We start from the raw sequence: 6,985 nt of genomic DNA, 5'->3' as shown, positions 1-6,985 counted from the left end.
CTAGCCACCCTGACCTGCTGTGACAATCTGGCACCGGGGATTCGGCGGCGGTCGATCAGGCTGAAATCAGCCAATCAATCCATTCACGAGGAGATGACGAGATGGCTCTCAAAGATGCATGGTTCCGTCCGGACTTCCACGAGGCGTTCCCGAAGGGTCTGTTCCTGCTGGGTGACATCGAGCCGGTGACCGAGTTCAGCCGGGACCGCAACGCGCCGAAGGTGCAGAAGCTGGACTTCGACTTCGAGGGCAACGGCACGGGCAAGCGGCTGTGGAAGGGCACGGTCACCGATCCGACCGCGGCGAACGCGAAGAACGCCAGCTTCGATGTGACGTTCGTGGCCGACGTGCAGCCGGTCCCCGCGGCCCCGGAGATCGTGCCCGGCATGACCCCGATCGAGCTGGAGGGCTTGCAGGTCAAGCCGAAGATCGCCGGTGCCGGTGAGTTCAAGTCGATCGGGTGGACCGTGCGGGCCACCGGGATCAAGGGCGACAACTCCGGCGCCAAGACCAACCCGGCCGCGAGCAAGGCGGCCTGATCATGGGTGCGGCGGGCCAGGCGGCGGCGATGCGTTACGCGCGTTGGTCCGCCGCAGCCATCATCGTTGGGGTGGGGGCGGCAGCGTTCCGGCTGTCGTACTCCACCCTCAAAGACCTCGCGGTCCTCGCTCACATCCCGGCCCGGGATGCCTGGTTGTTCCCGCTGATCGTGGACGGCACCATTCTTCTCGCGACATTCGGGGTGCTGGTGTGCCCCGGTCGGGAACGCCGCTTCTTCCTCTCGGTGCTGGTCGTCGGGTCGGCGGTGTCGGTGGCTGGCAACAGCTTGCACGCGGTCGCCAACGGGCAACCGCTCCCGGCCTGGGCATCAGCCATCGTCGCGGCGATCGCGCCGATATCCCTTCTCGCTGATACGCACGGCCTGGCGGTGCTGTTCCGGGTCGCCCATCGTGCCCCGGTCGTTGCGCCAGCGCCCGAACCTGTCCCGTCGGCCGAGTCGCTGCCGGAAGTGCCGGCCACCGTGGCCGACCCCGCGCCCGAGGTGACATCGCCGGAACCGGCGCCCGTCCCTGTCCCGGAACCGGCGTCCGCGCCGACGCCGGTTGCTGCTCCGCGGCCGGTGGTGCCGGTCAAACCTGTTCGTTCCCCGCGACCGGTGCAGGACATGCTGCCGATCGCTCTGCCTGTAGGAGGCTGAAATGTCCATCCACGTCGGCTCGTTCACTCCCGAGGACTACCAACCGCAAGTCCGTATCACTCCCGGTGTCTCCTACACCGTCGACGGTCAGCCGACGGTTTCGGCGACGCTGGTCGCGGTGAAGTGGGGCGAGCACCTCAACATCGCCATGGACTACGCCCAGGCCGCCCAGTTGGTGGCGGTGCTGGGTGCGGCGTTGGCCGACTACGGCCCCGATACCCCGCCGGTCGATCTGTCCTCGGTAGGTCTGTGATGTCCACTCTGACAACCCTGTTCACCGCTGGTTCAGCTGTCTTGGCGACCGGTGGCATGGCCTGGATGCGCTGGGCCGGAGACGACCGCCCCCGCAAGGTCACCGCCGAATCCCTCGCTGATGCTGCCCCGGTCGGGTTGCGTACCGCGGTCTACATCCTGGCCGATCCGGCGCAGACGAATCTGATGTTCGCCGCGTTGGGTCTCGGCTCGCTCGAAGGCGGTTTCCCCTACGTGGGGCGGTACGACTTCACCGACCACGGGTTGGACGTGGAGGTGATGATGCTGGGCGGGCAGTCGTTCAAGGACTGGTCCAACGACGAGACCCTTGCCCAGTTCGCCACCTACTTCTCTGTTCCGGAGGTCACCGCGTCGTCTCCGGAGCCGAGTTGGGTTCGCCTGCATGTGCGGACCTTCGACACCCTTGCCGCCCCGGCGCCGTCCCCGTTCGGTGGCGGTCACCGGGTGGATTTGGAGGCGGTGCCGGTCGGGATCACCGAATCCCATGACCTGTGGCGGCTGCGGGTCCTGCACGGGCACATCCTTCTTGCCGGTGCCACTGGTTCGGGCAAGGGCAGCGTGGTGTGGTCGATCCTGGGCGGTCTCGGTCCCGCGATCCGCGACGGCCTGGTGGATGTGTACCTGGCTGATCCGAAGGGCGGTGCGGAGTTCGGGCGCGGTGAGGACCGGTTGTTTGTCCGTTTCGCCATCGACGTTGATTCGATCCTGGCGATGCTGCGCGAAGCGGTGGAGGTGTTGCGGGAGCGGCTGGCGTTCATGCGCGCCAACGGCATCCGCAAGCATGTGCCGACCCCTGATCAGCCGCTGATCGTGATCATCATCGATGAGGCGGCAGCGTTGTCGGCCTACGCCGATTCCGATCAGCAGAAGGAGTTCCGGCGCCTGACCGGTCTGCTGCTGTCGCAGGGTCGCGCGGCGGCGGTGTCGGTGATCGCAGCTTTGCAGGACCCGTCCAAGGAGACGATGCCGAACCGGCAACTGTTCCCGATCCGGATCGGCCTGCGACTGGACGAACCGAATCAGGTGGCGATGGTCCACGGCCAAGGCGCCCGTGACCGTGGTGCCCGTTGCGACCGGATCAGCGAACACACCCCCGGTGTCGGCTACGTCGGTCAGGACGGCACCACCGAGTTCGTGCGGGTCCGCGCCTTCTGGGTCTCCGACGACGCGGCCGACGCCATCGTGGACGCCTATTCCCCGGCCCCGCTGATCAGCGGCCCGGTCGAGGACTACTCGGATTTCGACCCCGATGACCTCGGTGACGGCGACGCCGGCACTTCACCCGCCGCGGCCTGACCTCACCCGGCATCCCATCTGACCTACTCCCGGAAGGGCTCCCCTGATGAGCAACCGCTACGACTCCAACGTCATCGACCTCGCCGCGCGTCGCCGCTGCCAGCTCGAAGCCCGCGGCCTGGACCCGATCACGGTCGCGGTCCACGTCCTGGCCGAGACCGGCACCCCGATGGCCTGGCCCACCAGCGACGGCTACGACGGTGACAGCGGGTGGGCGGCATGACCGTCCGCAAACCCATTCCCGCGCAGCCTGATTCGACCGAGGAGGTTCCGGAGAAGACGGGGCGCCGGACGAAGCGAGTCGACCTGCACGCCCTGTCCCCGAACCAACTGGCCCTGTTCGATGAGGAAGACACCCGATCATGACCACCACCACAACGACCACCACCACGACCGGGCGTGACCCGCTCGACGTGATCGGCCTGGCCCTGCTCAACCTCGCCGGTGGCGCCCTCGTCGCCGTCGCGGTGGCGGCGTGGTGGGCGGTGCTGTTCCCGATGATCTCGGCCCCGCTCGCCCTGGCCGTGGCCGCTACTGTCCTGCTGCACCCGCTGGCCGGGGCCGGGATGGCCGGTGGCTGGGTCGCGGGGATGGTGCTGTGGCGAGTGCGGAGCCCGCAGACCTTCCAGCGCTGGGTCACCGGCCGTGCCCGTGCCCGGTTCCTGGCCTTGTTCCGCTACCGCCGCCGCTGGGTTCGCCTGCTGACCGCCTGCCATCTCGTCGTTGTGGACGGCGACCGGGTGCGGGTGCCTCGACTCCTGGATGTGTGGATCGGTGACTGTGACGACCTGGTGCACGTGCGGATGGTGCCCGGCCACCGACCCGACGATTACAGCGACCACGCCGAGCAGCTCGCCCACGCCTTCGGCGCCCAGGAGTGCCGGGTCAAGGTGCTCGGTCCCGGCCTGGTCGAACTGAACTTCCGCTACCACGATGCCCTCGCCGAACCGGTGAACCTGCCACAGATCATCGACGGGGCCGACTGGACGAAAGATGCTGCCGCATGACCACCGACACCACCGAACCCACCACAGACCCGACCACGGCACCTGCTCGGCAGACGGCCGCCCAGCGTCGCGCCCTGCCGGACTTCACCGACGTCGCCCAGGCGACCGCCGAGAAGTTCGGGGTCTGCGTCCGGCCGATCACCATGCGCGCGTTCGACCCGACCACCGGCAAGGTCTCCTACGTCGGGTCGCCCTGCAAGTCCACGGTCGCCAGCGTGTGTAAGCCGTGCGCGGACAAGGCCCGCTGGCTGCGCATGACCCAATGCCGCGAGGGTTGGCACGCCGAAACCGAACCGGTGGACGAGACCCGCGAACCCTCCGACAAGCAGACCGAGCTACTGGCGTATCGCGCCGACCTGGTGGCCGACTACCGCGCCGCACGGGAGGATTCCGACGACGAGTTGGCCGCCGAACTCGCCCAGCTGATCACCGAGACCGATGCCGAAATCCGTGAGTCGGGTTTTCGTGGTCCGCTGCCGCCGCTCGATCCGACACCGCGGGCTCGGCGGGTGCGTTCCACCAAGCGCCGCCAAGACGTGCCCAACCTCCCACGTAAGAAGGTATCCAAGACCACGGTCGGCAAGGTGATCGGTGGTTACCGGTCCTCGATGATGGTCACCCTGACCATGCCGTCCTACGGGGCGATGAACCGTGACGGTGCCACCGACAAGGACGGCAAGGTCTGCGGGGATGGTTCGCCGCGTGATCCGGAGTCCTACGACTACGCCAGCGCCGCCCGCGACATCGTGTTCTTCTCCAAGCTGGTGGATCGCTGGATTCAGAACCTGCGTCGGGTCGTGGGCTATGACGTGCAGTACTTCGCGACCGTCGAACCTCAACGCCGGGGCGCTCCGCATCTGCATCTGCTGCTGCGGGGCGCGATCTCCCGCGAGATTCTGCGGATGGTGACCGCGGCGACCTACCACCAGGTGTGGTGGCCCTACTTCGACCCCCAAGACGAGCGCTACTCGGGCGAGAAGATGCCGGTCTGGGACTACAAGGCATTGACGTTCGTGGACCCCGACAGCGGTAAGCCGTTGACCACCTGGGACGAAGCCCTCGATGTCCTCGACTCGGTGGACGACCTCGAACCCGCGTACACGGTGCGGTTCGGCGAACGGATGGACCCCGGCGACATGAAGGGCTACATCTCCGGCGAGAAGGCCGACCGGGCGATCGGGTACGTGACGAAGTACCTGACCAAGTCGATCAGCGAAGTGCTGGAGACCGACTCGGCCCGCACGGCCGCGCACTACGACCGGTTGCACGCCGAGTTGCAGCACACCCCGTGCTCGCCGAAGTGCGCGGTGTGGTTGCGCTACGGCATCGTGCCGAAGGGTGCCAGCGACAAGACCATTCCCGGACGCTGCAAGGGCAAGGCGCATCGTCGCGACACCCTCGGCCTGCCCGGTCGCCGGGTGCTGGTCTCGCGGCGCTGGTCGGGCAAGACCCTCCCGGACCACAAAGCGGATCGGGCGGATTTCGTTCGGCAACTGCTCGCCTCGGCTGGGATCGTCAAACCCGACACCTCGCACTGGGTGATCAAACCGGTGGAACCGGGCGACCATTCGGCACCGCCACGGGACCACGTGATCCTCGCCGCGATCGCCCAGCGTACGACATGGCGGGCGGAGTACACCCGCGCTCTCTTGGCGGCGGGACCGATAGCAGCACAGCAAGATTCGCGGATGCAGGAAGCGGCGTGAGGGGGAGTGATGGAAGCTCGAAGTGAGTACCTGGACGTTCCGGGGGCAGCGGCTTACCTGGGAACTGGGGTGCGGTTCATTCGCCGTCTGGTCGCCGAGCGGCGGGTGGTGTTCTACAAGTTCGGCGGGCATGTCCGGTTCAAGGTCTCGGACCTCGAGGCGTACGCGCAGGCCGGCCGAATTGATCCGGCTCCGCGGCTTCGGCGGGTGGCGTGATGGCTGGTCGGCGGGGATTCGGCAGTGTGCGCAAGCTGCCCTCTGGGCGGTGGCAGGCGCGTTACCGCGGACCGGATGGGCTGATGCGACCGGCACCGCGCACGTTCGAGACCAAGCGGGCCGCTGATCAGTGGCTGTCCACTACCGAAGTGCAGATTCTCCAGGGTGACTGGATCGATCCTGAGCGCGGCAGGATTCGGCTCGGCAACTACGTGGATCGGTGGATCGACCAGCGGCCCGGCCTGCGGCCGCGCACTCGCGACCTGTACCGGTGGCTGTTGCGCACACACGTCGATTCGACCGAGCTGGGTGGTGTGGAGTTGGGCAAGCTGACCACGCCGATGATTCGGCAGTGGCGTTCGGGCCGCCTCGATGCTGGTGCCTCGGAGATGGTGACTGCCAAGACCTACCGCCTGATCCGGGCGGCGCTGAACACTGCGGTGGATGAGGACAAGATCATTCCGCGTAATCCGTGCCGGGTCCGTGGTGCGGACAAGGAGAGCAGCCCGGAACGTCCGGTGCTGACCGTGGCGCAGGTATTCGCATTGTCGCGGGCGGTTCCGGCGCGGTTCCGGGTGCTGATTCTGCTGACGGCGTTCTGTTCGCTGCGCTGGGGCGAGGTCAGCGCCCTGACTCGGGCGGACTTCACCGAGGGCGCCGTGTCGGTGCGCATCAGCAAATCGCTGGTGGAAGTCCGTGGTGAAGGTCTGGTGGTGGCTCCCCCGAAATCGCGGGCCGGGGTCCGGACTCTGACCGTGCCGGAGGCGATCCGCCCTGACGTGCTGGCGCACCTGGACGAGTTCGTCGCGTCCGCGGGCGACGCCTACGTGTTCTCCGGCGTCAAGGGTGGGCCGCTGCGCCGCTCCAACTTCGCCAAGTTGGCCGACTGGAGCAAGGCCGTCAAGGTGGCGGGGGTATCCGGTATCCACTTCCACGACCTGCGGCACGCCGGGAACCTCTGGGCGTCCAAGGCGGGCATGTCGACCCGCGATCTCATGGCGCGGATGGGGCACGACGATATGCGGGCGGCCCTGATCTACCAGCGCGCTACCGACGACGCCGAACGCCGGATCGCGGATGATCTGTCCCGGCTGGCCGAGCAGTACCGGGAAGGCCGACCAGGCGCGTAGTGGCATGTGTGTGGCACGAAAAACCGAAACCCGGCCAGTTGTGAGGCTGCCCGGGTTTCGTCGTGTCTGGCCGAATCTGCGCTTGACCTGCGATCGGTCGGCGTCGAGCCGGTGTTGAGCGGGCGACGGGAATCGAACCCGCACCATCAGCTTGGAAGG

Annotated in this window: 10 protein-coding genes; all 10 read left to right on the top strand. The window is 67.5% G+C overall.

All coding sequences use genetic code 11. The features are described from left to right. Nucleotides 1-101 precede the first annotated feature (101 nt). The 10 genes from IU449_RS28615 (at nt 102) to IU449_RS28570 (ending at nt 6,826) form a co-directional block, all read left to right on the top strand. Nucleotides 102-539, top strand: coding sequence for a hypothetical protein (locus IU449_RS28615; RefSeq protein WP_195005298.1), 438 nt, complete (start codon nt 102-104; stop codon nt 537-539). A 2-nt stretch (nt 540-541) separates the two neighbouring features. Then, nucleotides 542-1,198, top strand: coding sequence for a DUF2637 domain-containing protein (locus IU449_RS29580; RefSeq protein ID WP_267468410.1), 657 nt, complete (start codon nt 542-544; stop codon nt 1,196-1,198). A 1-nt stretch (nt 1,199) separates the two neighbouring features. Continuing rightward, nucleotides 1,200-1,451 (top strand): hypothetical protein, encoded by a 252-nt coding sequence (locus tag IU449_RS28605; RefSeq protein WP_195005297.1) that lies wholly within the window; start codon nt 1,200-1,202, stop codon nt 1,449-1,451. Further along, entirely contained in the window at nt 1,451-2,767 is a 1,317-nt protein-coding gene (locus IU449_RS28600; protein ID WP_195005296.1) for an FtsK/SpoIIIE domain-containing protein, read from the top strand. Before IU449_RS28605 ends, IU449_RS28600 begins: the two co-directional genes overlap by 1 nt. A gap of 46 nt (nt 2,768-2,813) precedes the next feature. Continuing rightward, on the top strand, nt 2,814-2,990 hold the full coding sequence (locus IU449_RS28595; RefSeq protein WP_195005295.1) for a hypothetical protein: 177 nt from the start codon (nt 2,814-2,816) through the stop codon (nt 2,988-2,990). Continuing rightward, entirely contained in the window at nt 2,978-3,133 is a 156-nt protein-coding gene (locus IU449_RS28590) for a hypothetical protein (protein ID WP_195005294.1), read from the top strand. Before IU449_RS28595 ends, IU449_RS28590 begins: the two co-directional genes overlap by 13 nt. Continuing rightward, nucleotides 3,130-3,774: a hypothetical protein gene (locus IU449_RS28585; RefSeq protein ID WP_195005293.1), complete on the top strand. Its 645-nt coding sequence runs from the start codon at nt 3,130-3,132 to the stop codon at nt 3,772-3,774. Before IU449_RS28590 ends, IU449_RS28585 begins: the two co-directional genes overlap by 4 nt. Then, nucleotides 3,771-5,480: a replication initiator gene (locus tag IU449_RS28580; RefSeq protein WP_195005292.1), complete on the top strand. Its 1,710-nt coding sequence runs from the start codon at nt 3,771-3,773 to the stop codon at nt 5,478-5,480. Before IU449_RS28585 ends, IU449_RS28580 begins: the two co-directional genes overlap by 4 nt. Before the next feature lie 9 nt (nt 5,481-5,489). Beyond that, entirely contained in the window at nt 5,490-5,696 is a 207-nt protein-coding gene (locus tag IU449_RS28575) for a helix-turn-helix domain-containing protein (RefSeq protein WP_195005291.1), read from the top strand. An 83-nt stretch (nt 5,697-5,779) separates the two neighbouring features. After that, complete coding sequence (locus IU449_RS28570; RefSeq protein WP_228805863.1) at nt 5,780-6,826, top strand: tyrosine-type recombinase/integrase; 1,047 nt, start codon at nt 5,780-5,782, stop codon at nt 6,824-6,826. The last annotated feature ends 159 nt before the right edge of the window (nt 6,827-6,985 follow it).

Source organism: Nocardia higoensis, assembly GCF_015477835.1.
GTDB classification, from domain to species: Bacteria; Actinomycetota; Actinomycetes; order Mycobacteriales; family Mycobacteriaceae; genus Nocardia; species Nocardia higoensis_A.
This window is presented reverse-complemented; position numbering and strand designations above follow the sequence as displayed.